This window comes from Thermofilaceae archaeon (assembly GCA_038731975.1).
In the GTDB taxonomy this organism is placed as follows: Archaea; Thermoproteota; Thermoprotei; order Thermofilales; family Thermofilaceae; genus JANXEW01.
Genome location: JAVYQJ010000007.1, coordinates 35495 through 53251 on the forward strand (window position 1 = coordinate 35495; position 17757 = coordinate 53251).

The 17757-nt window shown below is 62.6% G+C and carries 18 protein-coding genes; 6 read left to right on the forward strand and 12 right to left on the reverse strand.

From position 1 onward, the window contains the following. Positions 1-156: 156 nt before the first annotated feature. Positions 157-1143, forward strand: coding sequence for a KEOPS complex N(6)-L-threonylcarbamoyladenine synthase Kae1 (kae1, locus tag QXF46_04900; protein MEM0226192.1), 987 nt, complete (start codon positions 157-159; stop codon positions 1141-1143). A gap of 5 nt (positions 1144-1148) precedes the next feature. Here kae1 and QXF46_04905 read toward each other — a convergent pair whose 3' ends face one another. The 9 genes from QXF46_04905 to QXF46_04945 all read right to left on the reverse strand — a co-directional run bounded on the left by QXF46_04905 (position 1149) and on the right by QXF46_04945 (position 7919). Continuing rightward, positions 1149-2321, reverse strand: a complete 1173-nt coding sequence (locus QXF46_04905; GenBank protein ID MEM0226193.1) for a DegT/DnrJ/EryC1/StrS family aminotransferase — start codon at positions 2319-2321, stop codon at positions 1149-1151. A gap of 77 nt (positions 2322-2398) precedes the next feature. Further along, positions 2399-3886, reverse strand: coding sequence for a tRNA uridine(34) 5-carboxymethylaminomethyl modification radical SAM/GNAT enzyme Elp3 (locus tag QXF46_04910; GenBank protein ID MEM0226194.1), 1488 nt, complete (start codon positions 3884-3886; stop codon positions 2399-2401). A gap of 46 nt (positions 3887-3932) precedes the next feature. Then, positions 3933-4421, reverse strand: coding sequence for a PIN domain-containing protein (locus QXF46_04915; GenBank protein ID MEM0226195.1), 489 nt, complete (start codon positions 4419-4421; stop codon positions 3933-3935). Further along, complete coding sequence (locus QXF46_04920; GenBank protein MEM0226196.1) at positions 4369-4620, reverse strand: AbrB/MazE/SpoVT family DNA-binding domain-containing protein; 252 nt, start codon at positions 4618-4620, stop codon at positions 4369-4371. Before QXF46_04920 ends, QXF46_04915 begins: the two co-directional genes overlap by 53 nt. A gap of 67 nt (positions 4621-4687) precedes the next feature. Continuing rightward, positions 4688-5356 carry a class I SAM-dependent methyltransferase gene (locus QXF46_04925; protein MEM0226197.1) on the reverse strand — a complete coding sequence of 223 codons (669 nt, stop codon included), beginning with the start codon at positions 5354-5356 and terminating at the stop codon, positions 4688-4690. A gap of 111 nt (positions 5357-5467) precedes the next feature. Then, positions 5468-6340: a GNAT family N-acetyltransferase gene (locus QXF46_04930; GenBank protein MEM0226198.1), complete on the reverse strand. Its 873-nt coding sequence runs from the start codon at positions 6338-6340 to the stop codon at positions 5468-5470. Between the two features lie 118 nt (positions 6341-6458). Beyond that, positions 6459-6995 carry a hypothetical protein gene (locus tag QXF46_04935; protein MEM0226199.1) on the reverse strand — a complete coding sequence of 179 codons (537 nt, stop codon included), beginning with the start codon at positions 6993-6995 and terminating at the stop codon, positions 6459-6461. Between the two features lie 121 nt (positions 6996-7116). Next, on the reverse strand, positions 7117-7260 hold the full coding sequence (locus QXF46_04940) for a hypothetical protein (GenBank protein MEM0226200.1): 144 nt from the start codon (positions 7258-7260) through the stop codon (positions 7117-7119). Positions 7261-7361: 101 nt separating this feature from the next. Further along, positions 7362-7919 (reverse strand): ABC transporter ATP-binding protein, encoded by a 558-nt coding sequence (locus tag QXF46_04945; GenBank protein ID MEM0226201.1) that lies wholly within the window; start codon positions 7917-7919, stop codon positions 7362-7364. Positions 7920-8063: 144 nt separating this feature from the next. Between QXF46_04945 and QXF46_04950 the strand changes: the two genes are divergently transcribed. From QXF46_04950 to QXF46_04960, 3 genes are all read left to right on the forward strand, one after another. Further along, entirely contained in the window at positions 8064-10136 is a 2073-nt protein-coding gene (locus QXF46_04950; GenBank protein ID MEM0226202.1) for a glycoside hydrolase family 2 TIM barrel-domain containing protein, read from the forward strand. A 129-nt stretch (positions 10137-10265) separates the two neighbouring features. Beyond that, the gene (locus QXF46_04955; protein MEM0226203.1) at positions 10266-11237 is read left to right on the forward strand and encodes a pyridoxal-phosphate dependent enzyme; all 972 of its coding nucleotides are present in this window, start codon (positions 10266-10268) and stop codon (positions 11235-11237) included. Further along, positions 11207-12271: a DUF1611 domain-containing protein gene (locus tag QXF46_04960; protein ID MEM0226204.1), complete on the forward strand. Its 1065-nt coding sequence runs from the start codon at positions 11207-11209 to the stop codon at positions 12269-12271. Before QXF46_04955 ends, QXF46_04960 begins: the two co-directional genes overlap by 31 nt. On the opposite strand, the gene QXF46_04965 is transcribed toward QXF46_04960, so the two are convergent. Then, complete coding sequence (locus QXF46_04965; GenBank protein MEM0226205.1) at positions 12268-13017, reverse strand: hypothetical protein; 750 nt, start codon at positions 13015-13017, stop codon at positions 12268-12270. The genes QXF46_04960 and QXF46_04965 overlap by 4 nt on opposite strands. 57 nt (positions 13018-13074) lie before the next feature. Between QXF46_04965 and QXF46_04970 the strand changes: the two genes are divergently transcribed. Both QXF46_04970 and sucD read left to right on the forward strand, forming a co-directional pair. Then, the gene (locus QXF46_04970; protein ID MEM0226206.1) at positions 13075-14184 is read left to right on the forward strand and encodes a succinate--CoA ligase subunit beta; all 1110 of its coding nucleotides are present in this window, start codon (positions 13075-13077) and stop codon (positions 14182-14184) included. After that, entirely contained in the window at positions 14181-15068 is an 888-nt protein-coding gene (sucD, locus tag QXF46_04975) for a succinate--CoA ligase subunit alpha (GenBank protein MEM0226207.1), read from the forward strand. The genes QXF46_04970 and sucD overlap by 4 nt, the downstream gene beginning before the upstream one ends. A 111-nt stretch (positions 15069-15179) precedes the next feature. On the opposite strand, the gene QXF46_04980 is transcribed toward sucD, so the two are convergent. Further along, positions 15180-16016, reverse strand: a complete 837-nt coding sequence (locus QXF46_04980; protein MEM0226208.1) for a thiamine pyrophosphate-dependent enzyme — start codon at positions 16014-16016, stop codon at positions 15180-15182. Next, a complete protein-coding gene (locus QXF46_04985) occupies positions 16009-17706 on the reverse strand; it encodes a 2-oxoacid:acceptor oxidoreductase subunit alpha (GenBank protein ID MEM0226209.1) in 1698 nt (565 codons plus the stop codon). Before QXF46_04985 ends, QXF46_04980 begins: the two co-directional genes overlap by 8 nt. Between the last annotated feature and the right edge of the window lie 51 nt (positions 17707-17757).

Sequence of the window (17757 nt, forward strand, 5' to 3'; positions counted from 1 at the left end):
CAGGTCGACTGAGCTTAAGCCAGGCGTAGCGGCGCGAGCTTGAGCACTGCAGATCCGAGCCAGGCCGCTCCGCGCCTCTTAACGCGTAGCAGGAGGGGGAGGTGTTAGGAGGTCAACGCTTTAAGCTTGAGCCGCCATAGTAGGGAGGGGTTTGCTTTGTCCGAGCCTCTCGTGCTCGGGATCGAGAGCACCGCACACACGTTCGGAGTTGGAGTAGCAACCCCGAGCCGCATCCTCGCTGCCGTCGATTACGCTTACCAACCGAGGGCTGGCGGTATTCACCCGAGGGAGGCCGCCGAGCACCACGCGAAGGTGGCTGGCAGAGCGCTGGCGGAGGCACTAGCGGAGGCGGGCTTCAGCGTTAGGGACTTGGACGCGGTGGCCGTAGCGCTGGGCCCGGGCATGGGTCCCTGCCTCAGAGTGGGGGCGACGCTCGCCCGCTACCTGTGCGTGAAGTACTCGAAGCCCCTCGTCCCCGTGAACCACGCGGTAGCGCACATCGAGATCGCGAGGCTGACTACGGGCTTCGAGGACCCCCTCGTCGTCTACATCGCTGGTGGCAACACGCTGATAACCACATTCGTCGAGGGGAGGTACAGGATCTTCGGCGAAACCCTCGACATTCCCCTTGGTAACTGCCTCGATACATTCGCGAGGGAAGTGGGCCTCGGCTTCCCCGGTACGCCGAGAGTGGAGGAGATAGCAGCGAAAGGTCGGAAGCTCCTCGAGCTCCCCTACGTCGTGAAGGGCCAGGATCTGCAGTTCTCAGGCCTCCTCACAAAGGCCTTGAAGCTCGTGAAAGAGGGGGAGAGGCTGGAGGACGTCTGCTACAGCCTGGTGGAGACGGCGTACTCGATGCTCGTGGAGGTTGCTGAGAGGGCTCTAGCGCTCACGGGGAAGCGTGAAGTGACGCTCACGGGCGGCGTTGCGAGGAGCAAGCTGCTGACAGCGAAGCTGGAGAAGATGGCGGAGCTCCACGGCGCAGTTTTCAAGCCTGTGGAGCCCAAGTACGCCGGCGACAACGGGGCGATGATCGCGTACACCGGTGCGCTAGCCTTTAAGGCGGGTGTCACGATAAGCGTCGAGGAGAGCAGGGTACGCCCCCTCTGGCGCCTCGACCAGGTCGAGATACCCTGGAGGTAGATGGCTCACAGCTCGCCACTGTGCCTCTTGATCTTCAAGACCGCCTCGACGATATCGTCCATGTCCTCCCTCTCGGCCAGGAAGATGTGCTGAGGCAGCGTGACAACGCGCTCCACGGCCTCCCTAGCCGCCGGGTACTTCCCCCTCCTCACGATCCTCCCGAAGGGGCCGTGGGCCAGCGTCTCGTAGAGCGGGGGGTGATCGATCCTGGATGCGGGGATGCCCTCTGCCCTCAGCGCTTCAACAAACCTTCCGATGCCAGCCCCTCCGAAAGCTTCCGGCGTGTACTTGAACGCGTAGGGCCACGGCTGGTGCCTCGTCAACCTCGGATCAACCTTCACTGGCTCTACGCCCTCGATCTCGCTCAGCCGCTTCGATAGGTACTCGCTGTTCTCCTGCCTCTTCCTCAGCTGCTCCTCAAACCTGTCCAACTGCGCGAGGAGGAGGGCCGCCTGGAACTGCGTCATCCGGTAGTTGAACCAGTTCAGCCAGTACCTACCCCCCTCCGCGAAAGCCCAGTTCCGCACCCTCCCGCAATCCTTGAGCGCGTAGCACCTCTCCGCCAGCTCCTCGCTGTTCGTCGTGATCATGCCGCCCTCCCCGGCGGTTAGGAACTTGCTCTGCTGGAAGCTGAAGCAGCCCATATCGCCGATCGACCCCACAGGCTGCCCGCGCCACTGGAAGCCGTGCCCCCTCGCGCAGTCCTCGATCAGGTAGACGCCGTGCTCATCGGCTAGCTTCCGCAGCGCATCCATGTCAGGGGCTGAACCGTAGTTGTACACCGGCACAATGACCTTCGCGTTCTCCGTGAGCGCTCTCTCAACCTCCCCCGCGTCCAAGCACAGCGTCTCCGGATCGACGTCCACGATCACGACGGTTGCACCAGCCATTAGCGCGGCGCTCCCCGTCGCCGAAAACGTGAGAGCCGGGACGATCACCTCGTCCCCCGGCTTCACCCCCGCGGCCAGGTACGCGACGTGCAACGCCGCGCTGCCGCTGGAAACCGCTATACCGTAGCGGCAGCCGTGCAGCCTGGCGAACCTCTCCTCCAGCTCGCGCTCCCAGGGGCCGCTCTCGCCGACCCCGCCTCCCCAGTACCCGCTTTCGAGAACCCTCCTCAGCATCTCGAGCTCCCGATCGCCCCATACGGGCCACGTGGGCCACTTCTTCTTCCTCACCGGTTCACCGCCGCGAATGGCAAGCACTGCCACGGGTAGAGGATGGTTGTGGTGGTACTTATTCCTGCGCCAAAATGCTAGCTCAGCGCTTTGTGCATGTAGAAGGAGCCGGGAAGCACGCGGTAGCCCAGCTTCCTGTAGTACTCGCGAGCGCCGACGGCCGAGATGACGATCATTCTCCTCGCACCGTACTCGTTAGCGGCCACCTCCTCCGCGGCAGCCATGAGCCTCCTCCCCAACCCCCTGTGCTGCCACCATCCCCCTTCCTCGCCGATCGGAACCTCGGGCCCGTACACGTGCAGCTCCCTGATGAGCGCAGTGCGGTTGTCGATCTCCCACCTGCTGGGCCTCTCGCTGGGGATCCGCAGCCTCACAAAACCGAAGAGGACGTCCCTCGAAGGGTCCTCAAAAGAGATGAACTCCTCCACGCCCCCGCTGGCCTCGTACCGCCTCCTCACCAGCTTCGCATCTTCAATGCTGGGCACCTCGCCTGTCCTCAGCGCGAATCTGCCCACCTCGCGGCACCTGATGCACCTGCACTTCAACCCGTGCTTCATCATGTAGTCCCAGACGACCTCGCGCAAGTTGCCCACGGGTGGCCCCGCGGCAACCTCGCTCAACGGCACGTCGCGCTGAACCCTGATGATCCTGACCCACGGTGGGGTGATCGACTTGATCCGCGCGAGCAGCTCCACGAGGGTCTCCAGATCGTAGGGCTGGTACTCGCCCCTCCTCCAAAGCTCGTAGAGGTCCGAGCTGGGCACGACGAGCGTAGGGTAGATCTTTACGGCGTCCGGCATGAAGTCGGGGTTGCTGTAGATCTCCCTGAACGCCTCGAAATCCCCATCTGGGTCGGAGCCGGGGAGGCCGAGCATCATGTGGTACGTGACCTTGTAGGCCGCATCCTTCAGGAGTCGCGTCGCCTCCACGGTCTCTCTGACGCCGTGCCCCCTCCGCACGCGCTCAAGCACTTCGTCGTAGATCGTTTGGACCCCGAGCTCCACCCGCGTTGCACCTAGGTGGAGGAAGAGGTCGACGTGCTCCTCTCTGCAGTAGTCGGGCCTCGTCTCGAGCGTGAGCGCCACGCACCTGATCGCAGCGGTCTCGTTCCTCCTCATCGCATCCTCGAGGTAGACCCAGCCTCCGGGCGCGGCTTCAGGGAACCTGTTCAAGGCTTCGAGCGCCTGCGCGATGAACCACTCCTGGTAGTCGAGCGGCATCGCGGGGAACGTGCCGCCCATCACGATCAGCTCCACCTTGCTCGGCTTGTGGCCCATCGCTATGTACTGCCTGAGGCGGAGCCGCACTTGCTCGTACGGGTGGTAGTTCACGCGCAGAGCTCTAGCCACGGCCGGCGAGCTCTTGACGTAGCTCTGCGGGGTCCCAACCAAGGGGCCGCCCGGACAGTAGAGGCAGCGGCCGTGCGGGCAGGGGTAAGGTTGCGTCATGAGAGCAACTACCGTAACCCCCGAGAGCATTCGCGTTGGCTTACGCACACCCTTGAACAGCTTCAACCCGCGAGGCCTCGAAGGCACATCCCGCTCTATCGAGTGGAAGAGCCCCATCTTAAAGCTCCCGCGGTTTACGCGGCTAACTGCTACTAACCCCGTTTCACGCAGACTCGAACTGGTCGGCAAGCTCCGCGAGGAAGGCGAGGGGCAGCTTCCTTAGTTCATCGAGCTTGGGTAGCATCTCCCTCTCCGGCTTTAAGAACAGGGCCACTGCACCGAGCCTCTCAGCCGCCGCTATTGCGTAGCAGTCGGGCAGGGCGATCCTGAACTGCTTCCTCAGCTCCCCTGCTCTCAGTGAAGTGCTTACATCCGCGTCGACCACCCTAGCGCGCGCTAAAGCCCATTTGACGAAGTTACGGGCTTCGGCGTTGGCGTCTTCCACGCCTGCAGCCGTGTAGATCTTTGAAGCTGTGTACAGTAGCTCGGCCACGGTTAATGGCGTCAAGTAGATCTCAATCGCCCTTGGCGCGAGCGCGAGAAGCTCTTCCACACGCCCCCTGTACGGCGACGCCTCGAGGATGCACTCCAGGAGCACGCTAGTGTCGACTACGTACCTCCTCGAGGATTCTACGCGCTTTCTCCTCCTCAAGCTCCCACTCCTCCCTCAACAGCTTCTCAACGAGCCGTGAATCCACGTTCACAACCTTCGGCTTGAGCGGCTTGATGATGACGGCACCATCCCTGACCTCCGCGATCACTTCTCCACCTTCGCGGATCCCGGCTTCCTCCCTCAACGCCTTAGGGAAGACTACAACCCCCTTTTTCCCCACTTTGAGCACGAACTGCACGGTTAAACCATAGTTAGTGGTTTAACCTCTGTTAAAAGCTTAACCCAGCGCAACAGATTGTGATTGTTCAATCGCTGCACTCGAGCTCCACAACTAGGTTCCTCTTCAGCAGCACCGGCTTGTAGTCCCAAGCGTACAGCCTGAAGCCCTCGCAACCGGCCGCGCGGAGGTCACGAGCCAGCTCCCAGCGCGTGTACAGGTGGTAGTACCGCGCCGTCCCACCCCTCTTGAGGAGCACGTCCTTCGACCCCGCCGCAATAACTGTGAGGAGGTTCCCGGGGCTTAGGGCGCTCCACACGGTGAGGAGGAGGAAGCCTCTGCACACCCTCTTGAGCTCCCTGATCGCCTCCACTCTACGTTCCCTACTGTACACGTGGTGGACGACGGCGGCCGCTAGAACCGTTGAGAAAGCGTTGCTGCGGAAGGGTAGCATGGTTACTGTGCCGCGCACCGGGTGGATGCTGGCGTCAACGCGCCACTTGCGCGCCCTCCGCTGGACTACCTTGAGCATCCCACGGCTAACGTCGAGGCAAACCAGCGTATCGAGGCCACGCTCAGCCAGCCTGCAAGCCACGTAGCCGGTCCCGCAGCCGGCGTCGAGGAGTGGGGGCGAAGCTCTGCCGCCCAGCAGGCTGAGGATCCCCCTGTACCAGCCCATCCTCCCCCTATCGTAGGTCTCGGAGGCTCTGTCGAAGGGTTCGACTACGTGCACCTTCGTGAAATCGTCGAGCTCCATTGCGCGGATTAACCGGAGGGAAGGTTTAAGGCGATCTACTCTACTTATCCCCCGCGTGATGAGGGAAGAGACGATGGAGCGGTGACAGGGAGCCGTCTCACGCTGACCCCTCTAAACGAGCTCCTTGACGCTCAAGTACTCGGTCCCAACTGTCCGGAGACCGTTTGCGAGCAGGTTCTCGACGAGCAACCTCTTTGATGCGTCAATGGGTATGACGACAGCCCTAGCCCCCTGCTCCAAGCCGACCTGCCTGAGCCCCACTAGTAGAGCCTTGAGGGCCTCCAAGGCCGAATAGGAGGATAGGGCCATGTAATCGACGTAGAGCTCGTCGTCCAGCGAGAACTCGGCCACGCCCCTCAACCTCCTCCCCTTGTACGCTAACAGGGCTTCCTCCACCGGGTACCTCCTGTAGACTAGGCGATCCACCGGCTCGGTGAGTGAGCTCCACCAGGTTGACGGTTTGAACCTGGAGCTGCGGAGCACCCCCGCCTGCCGGCGCTTAAGGGTGAAAGTGTCGGAAGCCCGGGCTGGGAGGGCTTCTACCGGCGCGGACATTATGAGCACGATGCCCTTCAGCTGGTAACCGTTGCGAAGGTAGAAGTCGAGGGCGCGCTTGTTGCTGTCCTTCACGCTCAGAGCGACAACTTCAGCCCCATCGCGCCTCAGCTCGTCCTCCAGGTAAGCTAGGAGCCTGCTCCCCACCCCCATGCTCCTGCACTCGGGCTTCACAGCGATGCTGTCGATGTAGGCGAGCCTCCTGTAGCGGTAGGCGATGGCGAAGCCCACCACTTGCCCGTCGTACTCCGCGACCAGAACCTTCCTCCTCCGGGATCTCACGCTCAGCAGAGCCTTGAACCACTCAAGGTCCTCCTCGTCCAGCCCCTCCAGCGATTGGAGGTGGATCTCGAAGATCGCCTTGTAGTCGCTGCGCCGGGCAGGGCGCAGCAGTAGCTCAGCCGCGGGCTTGCCGCCCGCTTTACCTATGAGTCAACTCATGATTACTCCAGCAGAGTCGTGCCACCGGTCCCCCTTATAAAGTTTAGGCAACGTTTAGAGAGAAAAAACGTGGCAAAGAGATAGAAGAGGAAGAGGCGTGCGGGCATCACTTGACCCTCTCCGCTCTCCTGTGGGTCTTACGGCGCCTACTCTTCAGCGCCTTGCGACCGAAGTACGCGGCTAGCGCGGCCACCACGAGGCCCACGGCTGGGAAAGCCCACGCTGGAGCGGGCTCCTTCTCCGCGTAGACCTTAATCGAGGCGAACGAGGGGTCGGCGTTGTCCGCGAAGGCTGTGGCGACAACCGTCCCTGTCCCATCCCTGCACCTCACTGGCACTAGCACCCTCTTCGCGGCCCCTACAGTCACGTTGCCGAGCGTTAGCGACAGATTCGACCTCCAAACGCCCCTCTCGTCGAGGAGCTCAGCGCACCCCGTCGCTGCGAGGGTGAGATGGACGTTTTCAGCCGGGGCTGCTCCAAGGTTTCTTACGACGAGAAGTATCGAGCCCGGCCTGCTCGAGGTGAGGTTGACTTGCGCGCTCGCCGGCTCAACGATTATGACAGTTAAATCCGTCGGCTGCGCTAAAGTGATGATGACGAGCGCGGGGATTACGAGCGTGAACGGTACGCAACGCACGCGCATCAGCCCACCCGGCCCTTAAAAACCAGGCTGTGAGCCAACGTGCGGGCAGCCACAGCAGATTCTTCCGAATGCCGCTGCTCAATAAACATGCAAGTGGTGCCGCAGGGCGAGGGGTTTTGAGCTAGTAGGCGCCCAATCGCCCCGTCGCCTTCAAGCGCTTCTCCACGAGCTTTACCGCAGAGATGCCCAGAGCGAGCAGCAAAGCGGTGTAAGAGATTAGGACAACGAACTCGAGGGTTACGGGAAGCAGCGTTGGAGTACCCATGCTGTAGTGCCTCAGAAGGTCGATCGAGTAGGTGAAGGGGAGAGCTAGAGCAACGACCCTGGCGCCCTCCGGCAGAGCGGTTACGGGGAAGAAGGCGCCGCTTAGCCCGAGTTGGGGTCGAGCCCTATCGTTGGTTCATCAAGGAAGAGGATCGGAGGGTCGTGCAGCAAGGCCCTCGCGATGTTGAGCTTCGACTTCATCCCCGTGCTGTACTCCTCAACCAGCCTATCCGCGTCCGCGCTTAAGTCGAGGAGCTCGAGAAGCTGGCTTATCCTGCGCCTCGCGTGCTTTTCATCCATGTGGTACAGGCGGGCGAAGTAGAGGAGGTTCTCCCGGCCCGTCAGCTTCCAGTAGAAACCCCTATCGCTGTAGAGGCTGACCCCTATCACCTCCCTAACCCTTGGAGCTTCCTTCACCACGTGGAAGCCCCCAACCCACGCTTCACCCGAGTCGGGCAGCAGGAGCGTGCTCAGTATCTTTATCGTCGTTGTTTTTCCAGCCCCGTTTGGGCCCAGTAGCCCGAAGATCTCCCCCCTCCTGACCTCGAAGGAGACCCCCTTGAGCGCTTCAACGATCCTCCTCCTCCCGCGGAAGAGCATTCCCCCCTCTCTTGTGACGAAGGTTTTGCGGAGTTCAACGGCTTTGATAGCAGCGTCCACGCTCGCGCCTCACCGGCGACAATATATATGCGTTAGTTTACACAACCCCGCTCAAACTGTAGTTCGGCGGGGGCGGGATTGCGTCATCCCCGCGTGGCCTGTGGTTCGCGCTAGGGTTAAAGCGGTCCCGAAGCTGCTCCCCCTGTGCTGCTGCTCGCTCTCCTGCTGATCGCTCTGCTGGCGTCACCCGCGATGGTTTACTCCCGCCCGCTGGCTCCACCAACCCTTCAGCTGGTGGAGGTAGACGGGGTGCTCGTGCCCTTGCAGAACGGTGTCGTTTACCCGACCTTCGCTTTCCAGCCCTCCCGCAGGTACATCGATCTGGGGGGCGAGTGGGAGATCCTCTACGATGAGGAGGGGGGTGAGGCGATGTTCGGCGGTGTAAGGCTCTCGCTGGCGCCGAGAACGGGTGAGGTGCTTCAGCTGCTCGAGCAGCAGATGAGGACGGCCCTGGCTAGGAGCGGCTGGATGAGAACGCGAGTCCCCTCGTGCAATAACGCGAGGGGCTCCGCAAGGGAGGGGTACCAGGGGGTTGCATGGTACCGGAGGGTCTTCGAAGTCGCCGGCGGTCAGCTGGAGGGGCGCGCGAGGGTATTCCTGGTCTTCCACGGGGTCAACTACGTGGCCGACGTGTGGCTGAACGGCGTGTATCTAGGCTACCACGAGGGCGGCTTCACGCCCTTCCTGTTCGATGCTACACGCGCGCTTAAGCCCGGGTTGAACGAGCTCGTCGTCCGGGTCGATAACGTGCCCTGGGACTCTCCTGACTCTCGCTTCCTCTCGGTCCCCTACGCGAAGTGCGACTGGTGGAACTACGGTGGCATCTACCGGGAGGTCTACATAGAGATCGTGAACTCCACGTACATCGCACGGCTCGATCTGATAGCTGAGAAAGGTGCGGGTTGGACTCTCAGGGCCCGGGCCACGATCGTGAGCGACGGAGCCCGTAGGGCAACGCTCAAGCTCGCGCTCTACCCGGCCAACGCGGCGGGGCGGCTCGAGTGGAGCCCAGCCCTCGTGGCCGATCGCTCAGCACCGCTGGTTGAACTAGCCCGGGAGGTCGAGCTGCGGACAGGGATCAGCGTTTTCGAAGTCCGCCTGGACGGCCTAGAGGTCTCTGAGTGGAGCACCGAGAACCCCCGCCTCTACGTCGTGGGCGCCCAATTGGTTGTAGACGGCTTGGTTGTGGACGAGCTCTACGATCAGTTCGGCTTTAGAACAGTCGGTATCAGTGGGGGTAGGATCACGATCAACGGGGAACCCGTTTTCCTGAGGGGTGTGGCCAGGCACGAGGACCACCCTGCCTACGGAAGATCAATACCACCAGAGCTGATCTACGGGGACCTCGTCATCGTGAAGGAGGTTGGAGCGAACTTCCTTAGGACAGCCCACTACCCGAACCACCCGCTCACCTACGTGTACGCGGATCGGCTTGGCCTCCTGGTCTGGGAGGAGATACCGGTCTACTGGTTCGACTGCGCGGGCTTCCGGGTAGTAATGGAGAGGGGTGTTGCGGAGCAGATGCTGCTGGAGATGATCTTCAGAGACTTCAACCGACCCTCGATCATCATCTGGAGCTTCGCGAACGAGTGCGCCTGCAGAGAGGAGCGCGTCGCCTACCTGAGGAGGATGAGGGAGCTGGCGAAGAGGATCGATCCCACTCGGCTCCTCACCCAGGCGGTGCGGTGGGACCCGACAGACGACACCTCGCTGAGAGCCGGGCTCGACGTGCTGGCAGTCAACATGTACTTCGGCGTTTTCTACGGGAGGATCGAGGACCTGGAGGGGGCGATACAGGAGCTTCGGAGGAGGTACCCAAGCCTTCCCCTCTTAATCAGCGAGTTCGGCTACTGGTCCGGAGGCGGCGTGGGCGAGGCTGGGCAGTTGGAGTACTTCATAAAGGCATGGAGGATTATCAGGTCGAGGGCCGGGGAACTGGCTGGCGCCGTCTGGTGGACCATCTTCGACTACGACAGCATGATCGTGTTCAACACGTTCGGCGCGCTCGACTGGCACCGTACCCACCGCAAGCTGCTGTACCAGGGGCTTCGAGAGGCCTACCACGCTCCTCTCGAGCCGGAAGCTCGAGGGCAATGGGCTCCGCAGCTCTTCGCCGCGCTGATCGCAGCCTCCCTACTTGCTCTCGTTGCCGCCCGCAGGTTTCGTAAAGCATCTGAAAAAGGCATCGCTCAGAATCCCCGCGGCTCCGGTGCGTAAGTCAGCTTTTCAACATGAACTTCCAAGAGTCTATGGAGTGTCGGGATGATTGTGCGAGTTGCGGTTTTTGCACTCATGGTAGTCTACTAACGGTCTTAAGCTCGAGCATGGACTCGCAAACGGTAAGTTGTGACCGAGGAGGATTCGTCGAGTAAACTGGTCGAGCGATCAACACCCTTAATTAGGAGCAGAGTTCTCGCCCGCTTCCTCGGCTTCGACGGGAAGCCCCTCTACTTCAAGTGGGAGGGCGCGAACCCAACCGGTACGCATAAGGATAGAGCGGCTGTCGCTCACGTGCTCTCAGCGCTCGAGAAGGGGATGGAGGTTGTGACGGTCGGCACCTGCGGGAACTACGGCGTGGCTCTCGCATACTACGCGCGTCAGTTCGGCCTATCAGCGGTGATTTACGTACCGGAGGGCTACGAGAACAGCAGGATCGATGAGATGAGAAGGCTGGGGGCAGAGGTTGTGCTCGTCGAGGGGGGCTACGAGGAGGCGGTTGAAGCGAGCGTTAGGGCGGCAGCGAGTAACGGGTGGTACGACGCGAACCCTGGTAGCGTCAACAACGAACTGAGCCTCGAAGCCTACTCGAGCATCGCGAGCGAAATCGTGAGGCAGTTGGGCGACGCGCCTTACGCCGTTGCGGTCCCGGTGGGCAACGGGACGACGCTCGCCGGCCTCTACAGGGGTTTCCTAAGGATGTACAGGGAGGGCTACGCGACCGGCATCCCACGGCTCATCGCCGCAACCACCTCTCACGCCAACCAGCTCGCGCTGATCTGGAGGAGGAAGGCTACCCTGGATGAGCCGGTTCAAGTAAGGGAGACGTGGATCAACGAGCCACTCGCGGCGGCCAAAGCCCTCGACGCAGCGGAAGCCCTTGAGGCTCTCCGCTCCACGAGGGGCACGGTCTACACGTTCAGTGACGAGGAGATGCTGGAAGCAGCCATACTGATGAGAGCCCTCGAGAGGCTCCCCGCGCTCCCAGCCTCCGCCTCGTCCCTGCTTGCTCTTAACAAGTTGAAAAGCGAGGAGCTCGAGGGACCGGTAGTGGCTGTGGTGACCGGAAGGTGGATGAACGGCCGAAAGCTGTCATACTAGCGGAGGGCTTTTACGCGACCACCGACGCCAAGACTGCCCACGGCCTAGTGAGGAGGAGCGAGCGCTACAGGATCGTCGGCGTCATCGATAGCAGGCTCGCCGGCCTGGACGCTGGGGAGGTTCTCGACGGAAAGAGGCGGGGCATCAGGATCTACGCGTCGCTCGAGGAGGCGCTAGGGGAACACCCCGACGTGAGGTACCTGATAATCGGTGTTGCAACCACGGGGGGAGTACTACCTCCGGGCTACAGGGAGACGGTGAAAGCGGCGCTCAAGAGAGGGATCAGCGTCGTCTCCGGCCTCCACGAGTTCCTCAGCGACGACCCTGAGCTTGCTCAGATCGCTCGCTCCACAGGCGCGGAGATCATAGACGTCCGCAAGCTCTTCTACGGCATGCGCATCCACTACAGCGGTAGGATAAGGGAGGTGAAGGCGCTGAAGATCGTGGTGGCGGGGACGGACTCCGCCGTGGGTAAGCGGACGACCGCCTGGATGATCGCTGACGAGCTGAACGGGCGCGGCGTTAAAACGGTCTTCATCGGGACGGGGCAGACCGCGTGGATGCAGGGGGCCAAGTACGCCTTCGTCCTGGACAGCCTGATCAACGACTTCATTCCGGGAGTCCTCGAAGACGTCGTCTGGAGGGCGTACGTTGAGGAGCGCCCAAAGGCTATCGTCGTGCCTGGCCAGGGCTCACCCCTCCACCCGGTTTTCCCCGGAACCTTCGAGATCCTCAACCTGCTGAAGCCAGAGGTAACGATCCTGCAGCACGCGCCCTCCAGGAAGCACTTTGACGGCTTCCCCGAGTATCCCATGCCCCCGCTGGAAGACTACCTCAAGCTGCTGGAGATCCTCACCGGGAGGAGCGTCTTCGCGATCACGCTGAACACAGAGGGTTTGACGAGGGAGGAGGCCCTAGCTATCAGGGCGGAGCTCGAGATGAAGTACGGCATACCAACCGTCGTGCCCCTGGAGGAGGGGGTTGGCAGGATTGTGGACTTGATCCTGGAGAGGTTCCCTCAGCTGAAGGGTTAGAGGCTCAGCTCGAAGCCGCTGGGAGTTTTCCGGACGATTATCTTCACCTTCCTTACCCCATACTTCACCAGGTTCTCCGCCAAATCGACACCGACTGAGGCTACGATTAGCGCACCCACGAGCTCGCACTTGGCCTGCTCCAGTATGGAGGAGATCGCCTGGAGGGATTCGAAGTTCCTCGTCACACCCTTCACCACCAGAACTCTCGCTCCCTTCTCGAGGGCCTCCCTAGGGATGTGCAGGTAGACCGTCTCGCCCCTCTCGCTCGAACGATAGGAGGCGGTGTACAGCTTCCCCCAGCTCGCCCAGGCCCTCTCTGTCGCGACGCACGCGTCCGCGCTCAACCAGTCCGCTACTATCGCGGCGAGAGCCGAATCGCGCTCGTTTGTCGCCAGCACGAGGTCAACGTTGTCATCCCCGAACGCTTTCCACGCTATGTAGCCGACCAGGTTGAGGAAGCGGGGGTTGAAGAACAGGCGCCACTCCTCCGCTATGCCCTGGGGCTTTACGACAAGCTCCCTGATCGCCCGCTCCAGAAGGTGCTTGCTCTCGATCGCGTCCAGCAGCTTCTTCGCGGTTCCGCGCTCGGGGAACTGGACGTGACTCGTGTACCTCCAGAGGACCTGAGCCGGGACGTCTAGGAGCTCCTCTAGCTCCTTGAAGGTGTAGACCTCCTTCAATCCGCCCAGTAGCCTCACAGCGACGTACGAGCTCTCCTTATCTCTATCCCCCGAATTCGGGGGCATTCCTCTCCCTGTGTCAGGAGAGGTGCACAATAAATACCTTCTGCAAAAACATAGCCTGTGATACTCCACGAGTTCGAGGTTAAGCGGATCCTCGAGCAGTACGGAATCCCCACGGAGCAAGCAGTCCTGGTCGGCGAGGCAGACGTGGGGAGATTCGAGGAGCTAGTATCCCGCCTCAAACCCCCCTACGTCGTGAAAGCCCAGGTACGTGGGTGGGGCAGGGGGAGGATGGGCTTGGTGAGGATCGCGGGAACGCTCAGCGAGGCTAAGTCGCACGCGCTGCAAATGCTCGGTGCAACGTTCAGGGGCGAGAGAGTTAGGCACGTGATGGTCTCGGAGAAGCTCCGCGTGGTGAGGGAGCTGTACTTGTCCATGATGGTGGGTGGCTCTCCGCCGGGGGTGCTCCTCTTAGCCAGCTCCGCCGGCGGGATCGAGGTGGAGGAGGCTGCGGGAGGTGTGCTCATGCTGAGGGTGGATCCGTACACGGGCCTCAGGAGCTACCACGTGAGGCGGGTCGCGAAGCAGCTGAACACGCCGGAGAGCGCGATCGAGCCCATCCTGCGGGGCATGTACAAGGCCCTTTGGGACTACAGCCTCACCCTCCTCGAGCTCAACCCTCTAGCCGAGACTGAGCGGGGGCTCGTTGCGGTGGATCGCAAGGCCATCGCGGACACCGACTCGGGCAACCCTAGGCTCGCGGAGTTCATCTCCAGGTACGAGGAGGAGCTCGGCTCCCTGCAGCTCGAAGCTAAGCGGTGGGGTTTCGCCGCGGTGGAGCTTGAGGGAGATGTCGCGGTGGTCGGTAACGGCGCGGGGCTGACGCTGGCCACCTTGGACGCGGTGGCTGAGGCTGGCGGGAGGCCGGGTCTCTTCCTCGACCTGGGCGGTGGAGCAGCGGCGGAGCGCGTGAAAGCTGCGCTAAAGCTCGTGCTGAGCGAGCCCGGCATCCAGAAGGTGCTGGTGAACATCGTGGGCGGGATCACTAGGTGCGATGAGGTGGCGAAGGGGGTTGTCGAAGCCCTACGAGAGGCCGGTGGAAGGAGCGTTAAGCTGGTGGTACGCTTGACCGGCTTCATGGAGGAGGAGGGGAGGAGGATCCTCAGCGAGGCGGGGGTCAAGGTCTTCGGAGCGCTAGAGGAGGCTGTGAGCGAGGTGGTCGGCCCGTGACGATTCTCGTAGATCAGGGCACGAGGGTCCTCGTGCAGGGGATCACAGGGAGGCAGGGTAGCCTGCACACGGAGGAGATGCTCCGCTACGGGACAAAGGTCGTAGCCGGAGTTTCGCCCGGCAAGGGGGGTGGGAGGGTGCACGGTGTCCCGGTCTACGATACAGTGGCTGAGGCGGTGGAGGCCCACCCCGACATCAACGCGTCGATAATCTTCGTCCCGGCACGCTACGCTCCAGACGCCGTCTATGAGGCGGTTGACGCTGGGATCCCGCTGGTAGTGGTTATCACGGAGGGGATCCCGGTGCACGAAACCCTCCTCATGGTCAACTACGCCACGCGGCGGGGCTCCACGATCATCGGTCCAAACACGCCGGGCGTGATCAGCGTTGGGAAGTGCAAGGTGGGGATCATGCCGGGTCACCTCTTCAAGCCCGGGAGGATCGGTATCGTTTCGAGGAGCGGGACGCTCACCTACGAGGTCGCGTTGAGGCTCGCCGAAGCGGGCTTCGGAGTATCGACCGCCGTCGGGATCGGCGGAGACCCTGTCACTGGGCTCAGCTTCTGGGACGTCTACGAGATGTTCCAGCGGGATCCCGAAACGGACGCCGTGGTACTCGTGGGAGAGATCGGTGGAACGAGGGAGGAGGAGTTCGCCAGGGCGTACGCTGTAAGGCGCGGCAAGCCCGTCGTCGCGTACATAGCCGGCCGCTACGCGCCACCCGGCAGGAGGATGGGTCACGCCGGTGCCATAGCATTCGGCGCCCGGGGTACTTACGAGGGGAAGGTTGAGGAGCTCTCCCGAGCCGGAGTGCCCGTAGCCGGTAGCTTACGCGAGATCCCAGCGCTACTAACGCGGGCCCTAAGAGAGGCCGGCTCGGGGTAAACCGAGGATCGAGCGTAGCGGCTAAACAGCGCGCGTTTGACCGCGGTTAGCCAGCTCGTTGAAGGATTGCTAGGCCGACGGTAGATCTTCGCTCTAGCGATCGGCGAGGGGTTAGCTGAACCTGGCTAGCAGCTTCGCTAGGCTGAGCTTCCTTAGGCTCGCGAGCTCTGCGGGCTGCTTAACCAAGTGCTTGAAGTTCTCCTCGAAGGCCGGCTTCTCGACATCGTAGAGCACGCCGAGCGGGATCTTCTCCGCCTCCAAGGCAAGGTTCAAAGCCGCCTTGAAGTCCGCGGGGTCGTGCCCCTCCAGCTTGTACAGCCTTCCCCTGATCTCGCGCCTCACGTCGTAGAAGGTGGGGCAGGGCTGAATAACGTCGATTATCGCGAAGCCCCTGTGGTTTACGGCGCGCTTAATCAGCTCCTTCAAGTGCTGGACGTCGTCGCTGAAGCCGCGAGCGACGAAAGTCGCCCCGCTAGCCAAGGCTAGCAGAATTGGGTTGAAGGGCTCCTCCGGGTTCCCGGACGGCGTCGATCTGGTTCTAACACCCTTCGGGGTCGTGGGGCCCGCCTGGCCCGTCGTAAGGGCGAAGATCATGTTGTTGTGGACGATGACCGCGATACCTACGTTCCTCCGGGCCGCGTGGAGCAAGTGGCTGAGGCCGATCGAGTACGCGTCCCCGTCGCCGGTGTGGACGATAACCTTCAGGCTGGGGTTCGCCAGCTTCACGCCGACTGCAACGGGTACCGCCCTCCCGTGTATCGCGTGGAAGGCGTTCACCCCCAGGTACTCCGTCATCCTGCCGTGGCAGCCGATGCCAGCAACCGCGACCACGCTCTCCGGCTTGAGCCCCAGCTCGGCGAGCGCCGCTCTCACTGCCGCGAGGATGCCGTAGTTCCCGCAGCCCGGGCACCACTGGGGCCGCCTACCCGTGTCGAAGGCGCTAGCCACCCCTCCCACCCCGCACGAACTCCACGATCTCCTCCGGCTCCAACTGCCTCCCATCGTAGCGTAGCAGCAGCGAATCGGGCTCCCGCAGCAGGTGCTCCCTCACCAGCGACGCCAGCTGCCCCGTCGCGTTGTTCTCGGCCACCAGCACTCTGCACCCCTCGAGCTCCCTCCCGAGCGATTGGGCTGGGAAGGGCTCAAGCCAGACGACTTGGACGAGCTTAACCCCCTCCAGCTCCCTCAGGGCTTCCAGCGCCACCATCTTCGTCGAGCCCCAGACGAGGAGCGCCACTCGACCCGAACCGTACACCTTCACCCCCCTCTCCTCCGCCAGCGCCCTCAGCATCCTGAGCTTCCTGAACCGCTTCTCCTGCATCCTCCTGACGGTCTCCGGGTCGACGGTAACGAACCCCTCCTCGTCGTGCTCGTTCGCATTCGCGTAGACCCTCGCGCCCCTCGTGCCGGGGAGCAGCATCGGCGAGACGCCGTCATCCGTCACGCGATACCTGGCATAGCCCGCCGGTGCCTCACCAACGATGATGGACCCCTCGTCGGGCTCAACCCTCGGCAGCCCATCAATCGTCCAGTAGCTCTCCCCCAGGTACTTGTCGGTCAAGAGGATGACGGGAACCTGGTAGCGCCACGCAAGGTTCAGCGCCTCGCAGGTCAGCTGGTAGGCTTCAACCGGATCGCCCGGTGCCAACACAACGCGCGGGAACTCGCCGTGAGAAGCGTGGATGGCGAACCTCAAGTCGCCTTGAGCTGTGTGAGTGGGGAGCCCAGTGCTCGGTCCCGCCCGCTGGACGTTCACGACCACGATCGGCGTCTCAGTCATCGCGGCTTCGCCGAGCGCCTCAGCCATCAGAGAGAAACCGGGGCCTGAGGTTGCGACGACAGCCCTCGCTCCGGCGTACGCGGCTCCCACAGCCATGTTGATGGCCGCTAGCTCGCACTCGGCTTGAACCACGATAGCTCCAACCTCCTCCTGAACTTCAGCTAAGAAATGGAGGATGGGGGAGGCGGGCGTGATCGGGTAGGCTGCGAAGAAGCTCATGCCCCCGGCTAGCGCCCCCAACGCGACAGCCGAGTTACCGTCTAAGAGCAGGCGCCCCCCTCGCGGCTCATACTTGAGCTTGAGGCTGGATAAGGCTTCAAGCTTAACCCCCAACTCGTAAGCCATCGTCGCGACTCGCACGTTGAGCTCCGCGAGCCTCTCCCGACCCCTGTAGTAGCTCTTCACCGCCTCGAGAATCGGCTCCAGCCTCGCACCCATCATTGCTAGGAGGGCGCTCAAACCCGCGACGTTCACCGCCACGGGAGGCGCACCAGCCTTTTCCACAACCTCTCGGAGGCCCAGCGCTACGATGCGCGCGTTGCTGCAAAGCCCCTTTGCAACAGACTCGTCGCAGACGACTACCCCTCTACCCCCCAATCTCGCTTCGTGCAACCTGATGGTCTCCGCGTCGAGCGCGAGCAGCGCGTCGATCGACCGGCAGTGCGCGTACACGTTTTCGCCCAATCGACCCCTGACGAGAACCCACTGGTGCCCGCCCCGGATCGTACTAGGGTACTCGTTCGTCGCGAAGACGCTGTAGCCGTGGTAGAGCAGGGCTCTCGCTGCGATCGCTCCGGTGGCGAACACGCCCGAGCCGGCCGGCCCGCCAACCAGGACGGCTAGCTCCTTGGCAGCCATTACGCACGCGGTAGCTCAGAGTATGATATTTGTTGCTACTCATCGCGCGAA